Genomic DNA, 17386 nt, shown 5'->3' on the forward strand with positions numbered 1-17386 from the left:
CGTGCTAGCGCAAAATCTAGCATATATTTCCGCATTTCGTTCATACTCTATTATTAGTGTAGGCGATTCTTCCGATATCATTCCTAGATTCGTAAAAAAACAGTTCTTGATGCCAGCAGGACATCGAGAGGAGCGATTATAGATGAGCTTGTTCGACGACGATTTTTATTCGACCCGCGTCTCGCGTCGCGTCCGTTCTTCGTCCCAAACGGAGGACCGGCGGTTCTTGACCCGTCCCCGCCGCAGCAGCCGGTCTTGGTCGCAGGTCCGGCTCGCGGCGGCCTCCTCCCTTGTAAGCGCGGCGGCGGTCGTGCTCCTGTTCGGCTTGTTCACCGGCGGCTTCGACCGGGGCTCCGGCCCGCTGGCGGACGCGCGCCCGGCGGTGGCCACGGTGCAGACGACCGACCCGCTCGAGAAGACGGTCGAAGCGGCGGGCAAGGTCCGTCCGGCCGTCGTCAGCATCATTAACGAGCAATCGCTCGCGGTGCTGCAAGGCGAGGCGCCGGAGGAGACGACCGGCGAAGAAGAGCTGACGCAGGCGGCGCTGGGTTCGGGCGTGATTTTCGAGAAAGAGAATGGCAAAGCCCATATCATCACGAACGCGCATGTCGTGGCGGATGCGGCGGCCCTGAAGGCCGTCCTTAGCACGGGCGAGGTGCGCGAGGCGACGCTGATCGGCGCCGACACGATTACCGATCTGGCCGTGCTCGAGATCGATGCCGGCGGGATCGATACGGTCGCGGAGATCGGCGACTCCAAGGAGCTGCGCGCCGGCCAGGTGGTCATGGCGATCGGCAACCCGCTGGGCTTGTCCGACTCGCTGACGATGGGCATCGTGAGCAAGACCGAGCGCGTCATACCGGTGTCGCTCGCGCAGGACGGCGTTTACGACTGGGAGCAGGAAGTAATCCAGGTCGATGCGTCCATTAACCAGGGCAACAGCGGCGGTCCGCTGATCGACTTGAACGGCCGCGTCATGGGCATCAACAGCATGAAGGTATCCGATTTCGGCGTGGAAGGGGTCGGCTTCGCGATTCCGACGAACGAAGCGATGCCGATCGTGCAGAGCCTGCTCGATTACGGCAAAGTGAAGCGTCCTTATCTGGGCGTGTACACGATGGACGTCGATCAGTATTTGGCTCAGCAGGAGGCGGCGAGCTTGGAATCCGGCGGCCATGAGCCGGAGGAAGAGGGCGCAACGGGCGAAGACGAAGGCGCCTATGAAGAGGACGCCAGCTTGCCGCAAGCGGACCTCAAGTTGCCGGAGGAAGTCGATAAGGGCGTTATCGTCCTGGAGGCGGTCGGACCGGCAGCCGATGCGGGGCTGGCGTTCAACGACGTCATCGTCAAGCTCGACAAGCAGACGATCGGCAGCACGCTGGATTTGCGGAAGTACCTGTACGAGGCGAAAGAGATCGGCCAATCGATCGACGTGACGTTCTACCGGGACGGCGAGCGCCAGACGCTGACGCTCGAATTGCGGGAGAAGACGGAGGACGAATAATGCCGTGCGGATGGCGGTCTTGGGCATATGCCCGAGGCCGCTATTTTGCATCTACCGCGGACGTTGCCGATCCACGTGCCTGTGGTGTAAGATTGGAAGACGACAAGCGTTAACGCCCGGTGGCTAAAAATTGGCGTTTTGGTCGATGCTACTAGGCAGGACAGATTATGAGAACGAGGGAACTGACCGCATGTATTGTGTATGCAAAGAACATATTGAACTGGCGATCGACAAGTTCGTGGACGACTACGAAGACGCGCCGGATATCGTGGATTTGGGGACGACGAAGTTTAGCGATTGGGAAGCGCCCGCGACGTGCGATATGTGCGCGAGCATCGCGGCGTATTTGGTCGTATAATGCTCCGATTACTCCTGTCCGCTCCCGTTGTAGACCTGTTCCTCGATTAGATGAATGCTGAAGCAGTAGGAAAAGGCCTACAAAAGTCGCTTATCAGGAGTAATCTCCGCTGCAGGGTGGTGCTGGTTGGTTGCGTCCAGCACGAATGATGAAACCTTAGAGCAGAAACCTTAGACATCACCTCAAGCGGTAAGTGCTTACCGGCTGAATGAGGTGATGTTTTTTTGTTGTGGGACTGGACGCAGAAGTCGTTTGAAGAGGAGAATGGATTAGCATAAACACTGCTGAATGGCAAACATGAAACCAGCCCCGCAAAGCATCCAAAAATAATTTTCGTCTCCCGATGATAATAATTATCATTCTTGGTTAATATATAAGTGAGCAAGGTGAACCGGTTAACGCCGTCTTTGCGGCGAAGCGAGTTTCATTCCGGTAAAGCTGATTGGTTTGCGTTCACAATCCGAAGATTGGGAATGCAGCATTCAGCTAAAAGCTGATTGGTTTGCGTTCACAATCCGAAGATTGGGAATGCAGCATTCAGCTAAAAGCGGATTGGTTTGCGTTCACAATCCGAAGATTGGGAATGCAGCATTCAGCTAAAAGCGGATTGGTTTGCGTTCACAATCCGAAGATTGGGAATGCCAGCATTCAGCTAAAAGCTGATTGGTTTGCGTTCACAATCCGAAGATTGGGAATGCAGCATTCAGCTAAAAGCGGATTGGTTTGCGTTCACAATCCGAAGATTGGGAATGCAGCATTCAGCTAAAAGCGGATTGGTTTGCGTTCACAATCCGAAGATTGGGAATGCAGCATTCAGCGAAAGGAAAAGGACAGCCGGTCGCTCGGCTGCCCCAAGAAATTGCTTCGTGAAGTTAGATCTTCGGTTCGAACGTTTTGCAATCCGTTTCCTCCGAATTGCTGGCCTGCTTGCCACGGTTGCTCACCACGTAAATGGAGGAAGCGTTGCATTGGTTGCCGGCGGCCCAGTACTTGCAGTTGTTCACTTCGCACAGAACATCTTTCGCCATGAGAATTCACCTCCTTGGCATTAGGATGGTCGAACGGTGTACCTCTTTATACCTCGGACAGCCTGCTTTGAATCTCTTTTTTTAGGAGAGACAAGGCGGGCTTGTTCGAGTTGGCGTCATTCGCAAGGTGGAATCGGTCGACGGTCGGTCGCAGGTGGGATAGAATAAGGAGTTGTCAGGTGTTGAAGATGCAGATCCTTTCCGGTTGCCGGACGGGGGATGAATATAGAGCAGCGAAGGAGCAGCAGGACCATGCACATTCAGTTGATTACGGTTGGCAAGTTGAAAGAGAAATATTGGAACGACGCCGTGGCGGAGTACGCCAAGCGGCTGGGGGCTTACGCGAAGCTCCACCTGCGCGAGGTGCCGGACGAGAAAGCGCCGGAGAACATGAGCGCGGCCGAGGCGGAGCAGGTGAAGCAGCGGGAGGGCGAGCGCATCCTGGCGGCGATCAAGCCGGACGCGCACGTCGTGGCGCTGGCGATCGAGGGCGAGACGTGGACGAGCGAGCAGCTGGCGACGCATTTGGACAAGCAGGCGGTGTATGGCGGGGGTTCGGTCGCTTTCGTCATCGGAGGCTCGCTGGGACTGTCCGGCGCGGTCATGGCGCGGGCGGATAAGAAGCTGAGCTTCGGGCGTATGACGTACCCGCACCAGATGATGAAGGTCATGGTGCTGGAGCAGGTGTATCGCGCATTTAAGATTAATCGGGGAGAACCTTATCATAAGTAGGGCGAAATGAATCACTCCATTATGGTACATTTGTATGCAATAAGACTTATAACGAAATGAAGTTATGGACATATCGCGCCAAGGACATAAAGGAGTTGTGTCAAATGAATAAGAATAAAAGTACGGAAATGAAACGTTCTTCAAAAGCAGAAAACATTCTATCACAGATCAATAGTAAAACGAAGCTAGGCGACTTACGAATGATCGCGAAGGATATTAAAATCGATCACGAACTAGCTATGGAACTTTGGTCAACCGAAGCGTTTTTGCCCAGACTATTGGCGATCTTGCTTATGGACAAAAAACTTCTTTCAGAAGATGTGCTAAATAGGCTTGATAAGGATATGCAGATTCACGCATTCGATGAGCGAAATAACGTAATGGATTGGTTAATGGCTAATCAGCTCACCAAAGACAAGAAGAACATTGCATTGATGGAGTTATGGCAAAATAGTCCTTCTGCTCTTCAAAGGCGAGCCTTCTGGTATTATAAAGGGCGATTGAGATGGACAGGACAAACGCCGCCTGATAACACCGAGGACTTGCTATCTGCAATTGAAGCTACGATTACGCAGGAAGAACCGGAAGTTCAATGGGCGATGAATTTCACCGCAGGATGGATAGGCGTTTATGATGAAAAGTATCGAGCACGTTGTATTAAACTTGGTGAGAAAACGGGTCTTTATAAAGATGATAGGGTATCAAAGGGCTGTACGCCCAATTATTTGCCGGCATTCATTGCGATTGAAGTTAACAAACGTGCTTGATGTGAAAATAAAGGAATTCAAAGCCTCAATATGGATAAAGGATCTGAAGGTAAGCTTCCAGATCCTTTTTGCTTAAATTCATAAGTGAGGGTGAAATTACGAAACTATGAATGAACGCTGCTCTGGGGGATCTAGCTTATGGAATTATACAAAGAACCGATTGTTTATCACGATCCGCTGCTGCGTATTCAAATCCGCAGCTTTTACACGGCCGCGATCTGTCAGCATGGATGGCACTTCCACCCGGAGCTAGAGATTATTGCCGTACGATCCGGAACGATGGAAATCCACACACCGGATGAAGTCTATCACTTGCGAGCGGGGGACGTGTTAATTCTGGGTTCTTGTCACCCCCATCTCGATCTGAGAAAACAAAACCAAGTGGTGGATTATGTGGTGATCCAATTCGAGCTGGAGGCATTCTTGGATTCCAACATGCTCCCTTTCCTTTACTTGTTTCAAGAATCATTGCTGCCTTTGGTTAAGTTAAACTCCTTGTTTAGGGACAACCCGGAATTGCGGGAACAATTCTACGCCACCGTAATCGAATTGCAAAGGGAACATGAACAGAGGCAAAGAGGCTATGAGATGGCCATTAACTATCTGGTCAAGAAAAGTCTCTTCCTCTTATTGCGCCATGACAATGAGGGGAAGTTGGATCACAACCGATCGATGAACTATGCCAAGCTCAAATTAGTGTTCGATTATGTGGAAGCTCATTTATCCGACAAAATAACGGTGGAGCAGGCCTGTCTTCTCGTCAATTTCAGCTATACCTATTTCCTTAAATATTTCAAACAAACCTTGGGCATGACGTTCACGGACTATGTCATTCATCGCAGGATCAAATATGCCGAACGCCTGCTGCTGACCGAAGATCTCAGCATTGCCCAGATTGCCGAGCAGGTCGGCTTGCCGAACCTATCGCACTTCTACAAGTTGTTCAGACGCGTCCATCATTGTTCCCCTAAAAGCTTTAAAGACGCCATCCTAGCCAGAGCGAACGAAACCGTTCACGGTAAGAGCGTATGATCACAATCCACAACAGAATAGCATCATGATGGAGCGGTATCGGATATTGGAAGCCTATCCCAATACGGATACGATAGACGAAGAGAGCGAAATAAAAATCTTCGAGGTGACTTCATATGGTGCAGCAAGTAGATGATAAGAGGAAATGGTGGAAAGAAAGCGTCGTGTATCAAATTTACCCGAGAAGTTTCATGGATACCAATGGAGATGGCATTGGAGACCTGAAAGGGATTATTTCGAAGCTGGATTATCTCCGCGATTTAGGCGTTGACGTGATTTGGATCTGTCCATTCTACCAATCGCCTAACGACGATAACGGTTATGATATTAGCGATTATTATGCGGTGGCCGAAGAATTCGGAACGATGGAAGACTTTGAGCAGTTATTGGCAGAAGCGCATCGCAGGGGAATCAAGGTGATCGCCGATCTCGTCTTAAACCATACGTCGGACGAGCATCCATGGTTCGTAGAAGCCCGGGCATCCAAAGACAGCCCTAAACGCGATTATTATATATGGAAAAAAGGAAAAGAGAACAAAGAGCCCCCATCGAACTGGGGATCGTTCTTCGGCGGTTCCGCATGGGAATTCGATGAACAATCCGAGGAGTATTATTTACATATTTTCAACCGCAAGCAACCGGATTTGAATTGGGAGAATCCGCTCCTCATCGAAGAGCTTCATCGCATGGTACGCTGGTGGCTGGATAAAGGCTTGGATGGATTTCGTATCGATGCGATCAATCATATCGTCAAGATGGACGGTTATCCGGATGCAGAAGCGCCGGCTCATGAGAAAATCGTATCCGCGCATCATTTCTTCTCGAATCTCCCCAAAGTACACGATCATATCCAACATCTTCATCGCGAAGTGTTGAGTCACTATGACATTATGACCGTCGGGGAAGCGGCGAACACGGGTCCGGAAGAAGCGTTGTTGTATGTAGGCGACAATCGAGACGAGCTTAACATGGTCTTTCACTTTGAGCATATAAGCATGGACAATAACAACGCAGGTCTCGAAAGCTGGGAAAAGCAGCCTTGGCAGTTGTCTCGGCTCAAAGAAATTCTGAATCAATGGCAAACCAAACTGCATGCCAAAGGGTGGAATGCGAACTTCTGGAGCAATCATGATCAGCCGCGGGCCGTTTCTCGCTTTGGAAATGATCGGGAGTTCCGTATCGAGTCGGCGAAGCTATTGGCAACCCTGATATTCATGCTGGAAGGCACCCCCTATATCTATCAAGGGGAAGAGATCGGCATGACGAATATCAAGTTGGATGCGATTGATGACTATCGGGATAGCGTGACCCATCAATTTTACCGCCAGGCACAGAAGGAAGGTTGGACGGAGGATCGGATCATGCGGGCCATCCACCAATCCAGCAGAGACAATGCCCGAACGCCCATGCAATGGAATGACCAACCGCATGGCGGGTTCACGACCGGAACGCCATGGATGCAAGCGAATCCCAATGCAAGCTGGATTAATGTGGAGGCAGCTGAGCAAGAACCGAACTCTATATTGAACTATTACAAGAAACTAATTGCGCTTCGCAAACAACATCTCGTTGCCGTTTATGGCCAATATGAACCCCTTCTCCATGACCATTCATCCATTCTAGCCTTCACTAGGACTCTAGGGAAAGAACAATTAGTCGTGGTTATGAACTTCGCGGCCGCATTGGCACGCTTGGAAATCCCTGATGTTCTGGCTGACCCATCGATTCGATTACTGTTATCCAATGTAGCGTCGTCTACGCATGAAACGTTGGCTGAGGATCGCCTTCAGCCCTATGAGTCAAGAATCTATGTAAGGGAGGTCATCCCATGCTAACTACATTTCCAACCAAGGGAACTAAAGGCGTACGATTCGTTTATTATACGGACGCCCCTGTTGATAGCGTTGCTCTAGCAGGGACCTTTAATAATTGGAATGGCGATCGGAATTACATGAACAGAATGGAGGACGGCACCGGTTGGGAGATTGAGTTGCCGATTCTTAAGGGAAGACATCTCTACAAATTCGTGGTGAATGGGGAAGCGTGGATCGTAGACCCGCTCAATCCGAGTATATCGGAAGATGCGCAGAATAACTCCGCGATTACCGTAACCGAAGATGGCGACGTGCTCATCCGAACCCATGAGATTTCAAAAAACAACCCGGGCTATATGTATGAGAACTTTACCGCGCTCTCTAGTCCTGAATGGATTAAAAAATCGGTTATTTATGAGCTTCATCTCCGTGCGTACACGGAGGCCGGTTTCCGGGGACTTGCTGATAAAATCGACTACTTCAAAGAACTGGGCATCAATACGCTTTGGCTGATGCCGTTCAACGAAGTGGGGCATGAACGCAGGATTGGTACATACGGCGATCCCTACGCGGTAAAAGATTTCTATTCTATAGACCCGGAATTCGGAACGAAAGAGGATGTATTGTTCTTTATGCGCAAAGCCCATGAGAACGGGATCCGAGTCATTCTGGATTGGGTCTTGAACCGCGCCAGCGTGGATCATATTCTGACGCAAAGCCATCCGGAGTATTTCACGCGTAATGAACAAGGGGAGCTCTACTATGACGTGCCGCTTCGCGAGTATTTTGCCGGACTAGAGTTTAGCAATCGCGACATGAGGAAATACGTCATCCAGTCGATGAAATACTGGATTACCGAGTTCGATTTTGACGGCATTCGTTTGGATGATTCGGATATTACGCCGTATGATTTCCTCACCGAGATCAAGCAAGCCTTGCAGGAAGTCAAAGCGGATCTTATCCTGATCTCTCAGTCTTACGATGAATATCATCATCTTGAATCCTGTGATTTGACCTATAACGGGAATCCTCGCATACTTATTCGTCAGATGATCGACGGCACGATTACGCAGCATGATTTTATCACGATTTATAACTCGTTCAAGTACAGCTTTCCTAAAAACGCGCTGAGGATGAATTGGCTGGAGGACAAAGAACAGTCCAGAATCGGCGAGTATTTGGGCGCGGAGCATGCAGCGCCTGCCGCTTCGATCTTACTGACGCTCGAAGGCGTTCCCCTAGTCATGATGGGACAAGAGTTCAATGAGAATACGCTGTCGACATGGACGTCCTTATTCGATGAATATCAACTCGACTGGGATTCGTTCGATACCAGGATGTTCGAGCACTATAAATTCCTGACCCGCCTTCGAACTAGCGAGCCGGCATTCTGGACGGGCGAATTCGAATTCGTACGGAACTCGAATAATATGGCGTTGTCCTACATCAGGCAGCACGAAGGCGTCACGTTCTTGGTTATCGTGAATCTGTCGGCGGAGCCTGCGCGCGTTCAATTCGATCAGGAAACCCTGGCAGACGAGATGACTAAAGATGAGCGAAATAGGCTCTATCGTACGGGAAGGGACGATCTTCACGCCGAGAGAGAAGGTTCGGCATTATGGGTGGATCGCTATGAGACGATCATCTACAGAATGGGTGAAAGCATCAAAGGGGGGAGCCTCTAGCATGTACCCGCAGTTTGATTTGACCGGCAAGGTTGCCCTGATCACGGGAGCTAGCAAAGGGATCGGGTTCGGGCTTGCAAAAGCATTGGCTCACGCTGGCGCGAAGGTTGCCGTTGCGGCAAGAAACCGGGAACAACTCGATCAATTAGTATCCGATATCCGGGCTGACGGCGGCGAAGCGGCAGCTTTTACGCTGGATGTTCGGGATGTGAAGGAGATCGACTCGGTCGTCCATCAAGTCATACGGCACTTTGGCAGATTAGATATTCTAGTTAACAATGCCGGACTGGGCGACAATCATCCGGCCGTCGAGGTTACGGAAGAAGAGTGGGATAACATGATGGATGTGAATCTCAAAGGGTTGTTCTTCTGTTGTCAATCGGCAGGGAAGATCATGCTTGCTCAGGGCTATGGCAAGATCATCAATATGAGCTCGCAGGCGAGCGTCGTCGGCATCGTCGATCATGCCGTCTACTGCGCCTCCAAGGGCGGGGTTAATCAGCTGACGAAAGTGCTGGCTTTGGAGTGGTCGGCCAAGGGCGTGAACGTGAACGCGGTCGGACCCACCTTTACCTACACGCCGGGAAATGCAGAGCGTCTGGATGATCCCGCTTATTTGGAAGGGGTGCTGGCGAGAATACCGAACCGGCGTTTGGCTGAGATCAGCGATGTCGCAGGCGCGGTCATCTATCTGGCATCGCCGGCAAGCGACATGGTAACGGGCGTCACGCTCATGGTTGACGGAGGGTGGACCGCGCAGTAAACGAAGTAAGGGCTCCCGAATGGGTGCCCTTACTTTTTGCTCGCATCTTAGACATCACGGTACAACCGCTAACTGCTGAACGCTAAAAACAGCCCGAAAGTCGTTCATATGAACATGATGCTGATAGACGAAGCGATCGACATCCAGAACGATGTCCAAGTCGAGCCCCTTGCGCATAGACTCAAGCGTCTCATATAACAAGGCGATTTCGTCCTGTTCCAGCTTCATTGGTTTGAAGTAGCCAAGCGAGACGTGCGGCACATAGGGCTTGCGTTCCGGGAAGATCTTCTCCATCCGGTTGTATAAATCGGTTAATAGCTGGTAATCGCGCTCGGATGCCGGCACATATTTAATACTGACGACATCTTTGCCGCCGGTACTTGCTCCAAGAGAACGCATCCGAATGCGCTGCCCTCCGTATCGTGCCGCTATGTTCCGAAACTCCGCCGCGATGGCTTCTTCAAGCTGCGCTAAATTCGCCTGTATGATTTCAATGCCGCCAGACGTGTTGTTGTCATTGCTGAACGCGTGGATCGTCAAATGGAAGGTTTCGGGCACGAGCGGCACGATATGATGCTCCAACGCGCCAAGCAGCCGCTCCTGCGCAATCCGGCATTTGTGGCGATCAGAGTCAGATAAGGGGATTACAGAGGTGGCGCCGTAAAATTCGTTCATTTGCCCGCCCTGCGTAATTTTTCTGGCTAGACTCTCCGACACGACCCATTCCTCCGGTCTTGCACGCCGATCTTGCTCCAGCCGTTTTTCCAGATCGGAAACGTATGTTTCGTAGTTCATGAGCATTCTCCTCGTCCGCATTCATCGTACAATTTCATGAGCTGTAGATTACCACAGATCGATTCCGCATGCTGTCATCTTTTTGTAAATGCTGCCGGATCTTCGCGACTACCGGACAAACGTAGTTTTTTTTCTTGTCCACATTTATACCATTCCAAAACCGACTCTATTGCATGTAATGAACGATATCCATCAAAAGGGAGGTTTTGAGAATGGGAAATAGACCCGGAGGACCTGGCGGTTATGACCCCGTTCAGATTCATAACTCCACTCCGTATACTGTGTTTGGGAGAGTGGAGTATGCATCCATCTTTTGTAGCGACGACAATTATAGCGTAGAGTCCGGCAACACTTGGAGAGCTTCTGGCCGCGGCGTCTGTTTGGTGACGAGAATCACCGCAACGGTTAGAACGCCGAGCGGAAATATTGAGGCGGAACCTTACACGTCTTCCGGTACTTCTTTCAGCCAATTTGCCGTTATCCAGGTAGGGGTAAACCGGTTCCAAGTGACGCGCGTTGTTAGTGCGGCCAAAAAACGCCGATAAAATCCCGAACGGGACATGATCAAGAACAGGTGCCAACCATGAAAAGACGACTGGCCAATAAAGGCCGGTCGTCTTTTGGCGCAATACAAGAATGAATACGTATCGCGTATATAGCTCACTTCTTATACCGTAAAATTCTGCGATACATCGCGCGATCTTGTAGGCGTCGAAAAGGGCGCACGTCCGGTCGATAATTGCCTTCGATGATCCAAATCCGGCGGTTGCTGTCGATGCCGATATCGAACCCGACTTGTCGAAGCTTGGGGTAACGCTCTCCCAGTCGTTGGGCCGCCGATAGCGCGATCCGTTCCGCTTGGACAAGCAAGCGGCGATCTCCGATGCCAGCTAACTTGAGCGCTTCAATCACGGGCATCGTACGGCTGGCCACATTCGTGACGAGATAGCCTCGCGCCGCCACTTTCGCGTATGAACCCGTTACGGTCCACGGGGAAGCGGCGCCTTTTTTTCGCTGGGTCATGATCCGAATGTCGAACGGCTTGCGGCGAATTCGAGCAAGGTGCAGACGCCGTTGAACAATATAGCCGCGACTTCTTTTTTTATGACGGAGCCATTGGAGTACCTTGCCGGTGCCTCTTATGGTCGCCCCGTTGTTTTCGTTCTGAATCCGATAGGCGTTCGCGCCGTTCCGCCGCATGAACACGATATCCCGTCCGTAACTCCCGTCGCGAGGTTTCAGCACGACGCTTCGGTATTGAAGCAGCATCTTCGACAAAGCCTTCTTCTGGAGCAACCGTGTTTCCGGCAACCGTCCGGCGAGCGAGGACCTGTTGCGAAGGATGCGATATTGCAACCATTTGTCCTTTTGAATCGACACGGGGATCACAGCCTTTTTAACCGTTTACGGTCATTCTAAGGCAAATACGCGATCAGCATAAGCGACTATTCGTCTATATATCCGCAGTGTTACATTTCATTATTGTACTTAAAGCGATAATAGGTGCCATATCCCACGATGAACAGATAGGCACAAGCCAACAGCACGACCATGGTTAAATCGACAGCCATTAAGGCCATTGCCGTAATTAAGGCGCCCAGCACAAAAATCATCATGTCATACGCCTTCGCTTTGGCGCGATTAGCGATGGCCAAGTTACGCTCATCCTTCTGGTCAATCTCTAGCTGCTTGGCGGCGGCAGGGGCGTTCTTCTTCGCGTACAGGAGCAGGAGTTCTCCCATGCCGTGACCGAACATTCCGCTGCCGATCCCAACGCAGATGTAAGGCAGCGCGCGCAGCAAGCCTTGCGGATCTTCCATTGTCTTAATGAAGTACAGACCCACCACGAACAGCGCTACGCCCGCAACGGTAAGAAAATAAGGCGAAATCGGTTTTTTCATGCCTGTTCATCCTCCTCGTAAATAAAAATCTCTTCGATACTCATCCCGAAATACCGAGCAATTTTGAATGCCAAAAGGATGGAGGGGTTGTAACGTCCGTTTTCCAGCGAACCGATCGTCTGCCTGGACACTTCAAGAGCCGATGCCAATTCTTCTTGCTTAATGCCGCGCTGCTTGCGAATTTCTTCTAAACGGTTATTCAAGGCGTTCACTCCCTTATGGAAAGCATGCTTTCCATAAGGGAGTGAACCGCGCGGCGCGAGAAATGTAAAGCCCGCTTTCCATTTCGCAAAGCGAGGACAACGAAAAGGCCATCCCGCAAAAGGATGGCCCTAAAATAATCGACCCGGCAATCGGTTTGTGCCGGCAGTCTTAAGGTGCCGTTATAACCCACCACAAATTACGAAACGGATCTACGAAACCTGCCATTTGACTGCCGTCGTCTTCATCTGTAACGGCCATGACGGATATCGCGCCTGCCTCGAGCGCATTGGCATAAGTAGCCGCCACATTGCCAGGTGTCCTGCTGCCCCCTAAATCGAGACAAATGCCCTTCCCGATATGCGGAAGGGTATTTGTCACTCCATTATTTTGCAAGCCGAAGACCGAATTCGCGATGAAGTCCGTCCATCCCTTCGCTGGTCACCAGGATCGCCCTGCCTTGCGGTACTCGCTCAATCCACTTCAGCTCGAAAAGCCGATTCGTGATCGCGGCCCCCAGATAGCCCGCCAAGTGATGGCGCCGTTCGCTCCAATCCAAGCACTGCCTGGCATAAAGGCGGCGCTTATTGGCGTCGTCATCGGTATCTGCTCCCCAAGCCTTCAATCGCTCCACGCCCTTGGCGTGAATCCGATAATCTTGGCCCGACGCCTCCAGCCATCCCAGCGCAACGAACCGATCGGTAAGCGCGACGCCGACTTCTCCGGCCAGATGATCGTAGCAAGTCCGGCAATGGCGCATCCGCTTCAGTTCATCGGATTCTCGCAGCGAACGGACCGGCTTGGATGGGGAAATCGCCAGCAGGGCCTCGAGCGCATGCGCGACTTCCCAATTGGCTAGCCGGAAGTACTTGTGCCGGCCATAACGCTCATGAACGAGCAGGCCGCCTGCAACCAGCTTCGCTAAGTGAGCGCTTGCCGTCTGAGGCGAAATGCTGGAGGCGCGCGCGAGGTCGTTTGCGGGCAGCGCTCTTCCCCCAAGCAAACTCATCAGCATCGACAGCCGAGAGGGATCGCCCATTAATTGCGCGGTATCAAGCACGTTCGGATTCATCTTTATTCTCCTTTGCACCGATCATTCGGCCGCCATCGAAATATGTACATGGTAGCATAAAAGCATCAATCCACGAAAGAGGTCGCATCTATGAATCGTTCGCTGTTCGTACTCCTTGTGCTGCTTGCCACTTCGCTAATGGGGTCATCTTTTGCGGTCGGCAAAGTCGGCCTTTCTTATGTATCGCCCTTACTGTTGGTAGGAATTCGATTTGCGCTGGCAGGGGGAATCATGGCGCTTGCGGTCCGGTTGCAAAGACGGCGTTTGCCAGACAATCTGAGGGATTGGACCAAGCTGCTGCTCGTCGGAGCGTGCCAGACGACAGCGGTTATGGGATGCATATTCTTAAGCATGCGGTCGATTCCAGCCGGAGAGACATCCATCTTAACGTTCATGAATCCGCTGTTCGTCGTCGTGTTAGGCGTTCTATTCATGCGGCTCCAATATCGGTTCCATCAATGGGCGGGCGTTGTTGTCGGATTCGCGGGCGTTGTCGTTACGCTAGGGTCGCATATGCAATTATCGACGGGTACGCTGCTTGGACTTGGATCGGCCATCGCATGGGCCATCGCGACCTTGCTGGTCAAGAAGTGGGGGAGCGGATTCGATCGTTGGGTCTTAACCGCCTATCAGATGCTATTCGGAGGCTTGCTGCTGCTGGTCCTCGCATGCAGCATGGAAACGCCGCGGCTGGATTTGAATTGGACATCGCTGGGGGTCATCTTGTATTTGGCGATCCTAGGCTCCATCGTCCAATTTGCGACGTGGTACTACTTGCTTGCCAAAGGCGACCCCGGAAGAACGAGCGCGTTTCTATTCTTGGCTCCGTTCTTCGGCGCGCTATCCGGATGGCTTATTCTGGGAGAGGTGATCCGCTGGTACGCGTATGCGGGCGGGCTATTGATTTTCGTCGGGATATTCCTGGTCAATTGGACGAGCCGCGTGACCAAGAACTAGCAGATCCCATGGGCAGGTTAATAGGTATGCCGCGATTAAAGGCACCCGCTTGGGTGCCTGTGTAATTGCGCTTATTCGAATCACCCGGCTATCGTGCAATCGCATAATGCAGTTGAACGACGCCGCCGCCAAGGGGCCTGCAGCCTAGCAGCTCCACATGCTTAAAGCGGTAGTGATCCTGGTCGATCAATAGGTTTAACCCTTTCCCCTCCATTACGGGCGCTACATTGAAAATCACTTCGTCTACAAGCCCTTGGCCGAGAAACGAATTGTGGACGTCCGCGCCGCCGCTAATGAGCGCGGTTCGATGGCCTTTCTGCCGCAGGTAGGCCAACGCCTCTTGAGGCGATCTGACAATCTTCACGCCGGGGATGTCCGCAGCGTGCTTGGAAACGACGACAATGTCGACTTCGCCGAATGGCCCCGGTCCGCCGCCGCCGCGCATAGCCTCGAAGGTCCGCCGCCCGACAATAAAGTTTCCCGCCGCCGAAGCGTGTGTTACGAAGTCCGCCCACGCTTCTTTCTTCGGCGGGTTGTCGGGGCTGGATTGCGCATAGTTGCCGTTGGCGGTCATCGTTGCCCAAAGGATCGTTTTCATCTCATAACTCCTCCTCGTGTTCGATTCGCTACTCTTCGAATGGATGCCGCTACCCGAGCCGCGATTGCGTGCTCTGGTTTACATGGTAAATCCAGTATGGTACTTTTGAAAAGTAGTTACATTTAAGTGCAATAGTTACAAAAAATGAACGATGGAGTGGTCGTGATGATGGATCGATCCTGCCCCGGTACCGTCGAGCCGATCCTGGAGATCCTCGATGGCAAGTGGATGCTTCTTCTCTTGTTCGAGCTGTTTAACGGCAATCGCCGTTTCGGGGAATTGCGCCGCAAGCTTCATCCCATTAGCCCGAAGACGTTGACGGACCGCTTGAGGCTGTTAGAGGAGAAGGGAATCGTGACCCGTACGATTTTTCCGGGCGTTCCGCTTCATGTCGAGTACGACCTTACGGAAGCCGGTCAGGGGCTGCAGCCGATTTTCGCCGCCATGTGGGCGTGGACGCAAGCGCACGGCGGACATTTGCGAGGAGAGACGAACGATGCGGGTTCCGGGTCCCAGCAGGCGACGTGAATGAAGGCAGATAAACGGTTGTTTCGGCCAATTGCATCTCGCAAGGCAATTAAGGAATAATGATCATGGGGTATCGAGCTAGGAGCCGCCAATCGAGGATGGCGGTGCTGCCGAAATATAGCGTCGTTCGATATCTCAAGATTGAGGAACGGGCTGCCGTAACTTAAAAGGGGAGTTGGAGATGTCCTATATCGTCGATTTTAAAAACGTGTCTACGGTTGGGTTGGAGTCGTCGCCCGTAGCAGAAGCGCTTGCCGGCTTACGCGCGAATGAAGCCCGTTATTTTATGAACAAATACAAGCATGAATTTACGACCGTGCCAGCTAGCGAAAGCCAGGAGACTCTTGATTATGTGAATCGGGTTTTGAAAGAACGCGATATTGCGTTTGCGGCCCCCCCTTTGGAAACGTCGCGGTTTCAAGTGGAGAATATCAAATTTGCCTTCGTCTTTTATGAGGATGGACTTGCGGTCAACGTCATGTATACGGTTGACGACGCGAAGAAGCGGGCCATTGGTTTTAAGCTTTCCGAGGGGATGGAGATACCAGAGGAGTTAGAAGGGAAGTTCAAGTTTGCCCGGCAGAAGTCCAAGCTAGCCGGAACGATTCGGGGCTCGTTTTTTGTCATCAAAGGCGAGTATTAAGCAAGGCAAGCGCGATCGAAGATTTATATAAGGGCCAGTCACGGAAGTCATGCAGCCGTCCCGAAGGGGCGGCTTCTTCGCGTTGACGAACCGGACGCAAGTTAAACATGTCCGTCGGCACCTGTTGCTTGTCGGCAACATTTAGGCGAAAATGGTCCCAAGCTCACTTGTCGACAACAAGTGCCAACATTTGCGGTTACCGAAAGCGCGAAGGGAGAAAAGGATGCATACGAAAGAGAGTTTGATGAAACAAATCGAGCAGTTGGGCATTGCCGGCAAAGGAACGTTGTTGATGCATTCGTCGATGAAAAGCATAGGGCCGGTTGAAGGCGGGGCGGATACCGTCCTGGATGCGTTAACGGCGCATATGCGGGAGGGACTCCTTGTACTGCCTACGCATACGTGGTCTTACATCAAAGCGGACAATCCGAAATTTCACGTCGCTAGTTCGCCATCCTGCGTGGGGATTCTGTCCGAACGGTTCCGCCAGCGTCCGGGCGTGGTTCGTTCCTGGCATCCGACGCACTCGGTGGCTGCGCTAGGCCGGGATGCGCTCGCTTTTACCGCCGACGATCATCGATTCGATACGCCCTGCGCAAGGGGCTCGGCGTGGGGGAAGCTGCTCGACCGGGGAGCGACGATCCTGTTAGTCGGCGTTGATCTGCGGCGCAATACCTTTATACATGGCGTAGAAGAGTGGGCGGACATACCGGGCAGACTTACGGATGAGCCTGAGCTGCTGTACACGGTATTACCCGACGGAACGGAGATTCCCGTCCCTTCTCGCAGACATTGCGGATTGTCATGGCATCAGCACTTTTGGAAAGTGGACGAAGTTCTTGAGGAGAAAGGCGCGATGCGGAAGGGGCAGCTCGGCGATGCCGTCGTCCGGGTCTGCGATGCGGCGGCCGTGGCGAACGTGATTACGGACATGCTCAGGGACAATCCGGATTTGTTCTCGGATAATAACCCCCTGCCATAATAATCTTTCGCAAATAAGACAAAAAA

Annotated in this window: 19 protein-coding genes; 12 read left to right on the forward strand and 7 right to left on the reverse strand. The window is 52.0% G+C overall.

Annotated features, from left to right (window positions below):
- The first annotated feature begins 142 nt into the window (after positions 1-142).
- Together BCM02_RS11870 and BCM02_RS11875 are read left to right on the forward strand one after the other, a co-directional pair.
- Positions 143-1504: a S1C family serine protease gene (locus BCM02_RS11870; protein ID WP_148929318.1), complete on the forward strand. Its 1362-nt coding sequence runs from the start codon at positions 143-145 to the stop codon at positions 1502-1504.
- A 190-nt stretch (positions 1505-1694) separates the two neighbouring features.
- Positions 1695-1862 carry a CxxH/CxxC protein gene (locus BCM02_RS11875; protein WP_148929319.1) on the forward strand — a complete coding sequence of 56 codons (168 nt, stop codon included), beginning with the start codon at positions 1695-1697 and terminating at the stop codon, positions 1860-1862.
- 872 nt (positions 1863-2734) lie between these two features.
- On the opposite strand, the gene BCM02_RS11880 is transcribed toward BCM02_RS11875, so the two are convergent.
- Positions 2735-2890, reverse strand: coding sequence for a DUF1540 domain-containing protein (locus BCM02_RS11880; protein WP_148929320.1), 156 nt, complete (start codon positions 2888-2890; stop codon positions 2735-2737).
- Positions 2891-3142: 252 nt separating this feature from the next.
- Between BCM02_RS11880 and rlmH the strand changes: the two genes are divergently transcribed.
- From rlmH to BCM02_RS11910, 6 genes are all read left to right on the forward strand, one after another.
- Positions 3143-3622: a 23S rRNA (pseudouridine(1915)-N(3))-methyltransferase RlmH gene (gene rlmH, locus BCM02_RS11885; RefSeq protein WP_148929321.1), complete on the forward strand. Its 480-nt coding sequence runs from the start codon at positions 3143-3145 to the stop codon at positions 3620-3622.
- 104 nt (positions 3623-3726) lie between these two features.
- Positions 3727-4389, forward strand: a complete 663-nt coding sequence (locus BCM02_RS11890; RefSeq protein ID WP_148929322.1) for a DNA alkylation repair protein — start codon at positions 3727-3729, stop codon at positions 4387-4389.
- A 138-nt stretch (positions 4390-4527) separates the two neighbouring features.
- Complete coding sequence (locus tag BCM02_RS11895) at positions 4528-5421, forward strand: helix-turn-helix transcriptional regulator (protein WP_148929323.1); 894 nt, start codon at positions 4528-4530, stop codon at positions 5419-5421.
- 116 nt (positions 5422-5537) lie between these two features.
- The gene (locus tag BCM02_RS11900) at positions 5538-7256 is read left to right on the forward strand and encodes a glycoside hydrolase family 13 protein (RefSeq protein ID WP_148929324.1); all 1719 of its coding nucleotides are present in this window, start codon (positions 5538-5540) and stop codon (positions 7254-7256) included.
- Positions 7250-8920 carry an alpha-amylase family glycosyl hydrolase gene (locus BCM02_RS11905; RefSeq protein ID WP_148929325.1) on the forward strand — a complete coding sequence of 557 codons (1671 nt, stop codon included), beginning with the start codon at positions 7250-7252 and terminating at the stop codon, positions 8918-8920. Before BCM02_RS11900 ends, BCM02_RS11905 begins: the two co-directional genes overlap by 7 nt.
- A 1-nt stretch (position 8921) precedes the next feature.
- The gene (locus BCM02_RS11910) at positions 8922-9683 is read left to right on the forward strand and encodes an SDR family NAD(P)-dependent oxidoreductase (RefSeq protein ID WP_148929326.1); all 762 of its coding nucleotides are present in this window, start codon (positions 8922-8924) and stop codon (positions 9681-9683) included.
- Positions 9684-9737: 54 nt separating this feature from the next.
- Here the strand turns inward: BCM02_RS11910 and BCM02_RS11915 are convergent, their stop codons facing one another.
- From BCM02_RS11915 to BCM02_RS11940, 5 genes are all read right to left on the reverse strand, one after another.
- Positions 9738-10358: a 2'-5' RNA ligase family protein gene (locus tag BCM02_RS11915; RefSeq protein ID WP_148929327.1), complete on the reverse strand. Its 621-nt coding sequence runs from the start codon at positions 10356-10358 to the stop codon at positions 9738-9740.
- 780 nt (positions 10359-11138) lie between these two features.
- Positions 11139-11867 (reverse strand): YheC/YheD family protein, encoded by a 729-nt coding sequence (locus tag BCM02_RS11925; RefSeq protein WP_148929329.1) that lies wholly within the window; start codon positions 11865-11867, stop codon positions 11139-11141.
- Between the two features lie 80 nt (positions 11868-11947).
- Positions 11948-12379, reverse strand: coding sequence for a hypothetical protein (locus BCM02_RS11930; protein ID WP_148929330.1), 432 nt, complete (start codon positions 12377-12379; stop codon positions 11948-11950).
- Positions 12376-12582 (reverse strand): helix-turn-helix transcriptional regulator, encoded by a 207-nt coding sequence (locus BCM02_RS11935; protein WP_148929331.1) that lies wholly within the window; start codon positions 12580-12582, stop codon positions 12376-12378. The genes BCM02_RS11930 and BCM02_RS11935 overlap by 4 nt, the downstream gene beginning before the upstream one ends.
- A 383-nt stretch (positions 12583-12965) precedes the next feature.
- Entirely contained in the window at positions 12966-13658 is a 693-nt protein-coding gene (locus tag BCM02_RS11940) for an ArsR/SmtB family transcription factor (protein ID WP_187434200.1), read from the reverse strand.
- Positions 13659-13742: 84 nt separating this feature from the next.
- On the opposite strand from BCM02_RS11940, the gene BCM02_RS11945 reads away from it, so the two are divergent.
- Entirely contained in the window at positions 13743-14609 is an 867-nt protein-coding gene (locus tag BCM02_RS11945) for a DMT family transporter (RefSeq protein ID WP_148929333.1), read from the forward strand.
- Positions 14610-14697: 88 nt separating this feature from the next.
- Here the strand turns inward: BCM02_RS11945 and BCM02_RS11950 are convergent, their stop codons facing one another.
- Positions 14698-15207, reverse strand: a complete 510-nt coding sequence (locus BCM02_RS11950; RefSeq protein ID WP_148929334.1) for a dihydrofolate reductase family protein — start codon at positions 15205-15207, stop codon at positions 14698-14700.
- A 165-nt stretch (positions 15208-15372) separates the two neighbouring features.
- Here BCM02_RS11950 and BCM02_RS11955 point away from each other — a divergent pair, with 165 nt between their 5' ends.
- The 3 genes from BCM02_RS11955 (at position 15373) to BCM02_RS11965 (ending at position 17360) form a co-directional block, all read left to right on the forward strand.
- Positions 15373-15735 carry a winged helix-turn-helix transcriptional regulator gene (locus BCM02_RS11955; RefSeq protein ID WP_148929335.1) on the forward strand — a complete coding sequence of 121 codons (363 nt, stop codon included), beginning with the start codon at positions 15373-15375 and terminating at the stop codon, positions 15733-15735.
- A 181-nt stretch (positions 15736-15916) separates the two neighbouring features.
- Complete coding sequence (locus BCM02_RS11960) at positions 15917-16378, forward strand: phage tail protein (RefSeq protein WP_148929336.1); 462 nt, start codon at positions 15917-15919, stop codon at positions 16376-16378.
- Positions 16379-16601: 223 nt separating this feature from the next.
- On the forward strand, positions 16602-17360 hold the full coding sequence (locus tag BCM02_RS11965) for an AAC(3) family N-acetyltransferase (RefSeq protein ID WP_148929337.1): 759 nt from the start codon (positions 16602-16604) through the stop codon (positions 17358-17360).
- The last annotated feature ends 26 nt before the right edge of the window (positions 17361-17386 follow it).

This window comes from Paenibacillus methanolicus (assembly GCF_008124765.1).
In the GTDB taxonomy this organism is placed as follows: domain Bacteria; phylum Bacillota; class Bacilli; order Paenibacillales; family Paenibacillaceae; genus Paenibacillus_Z; species Paenibacillus_Z methanolicus.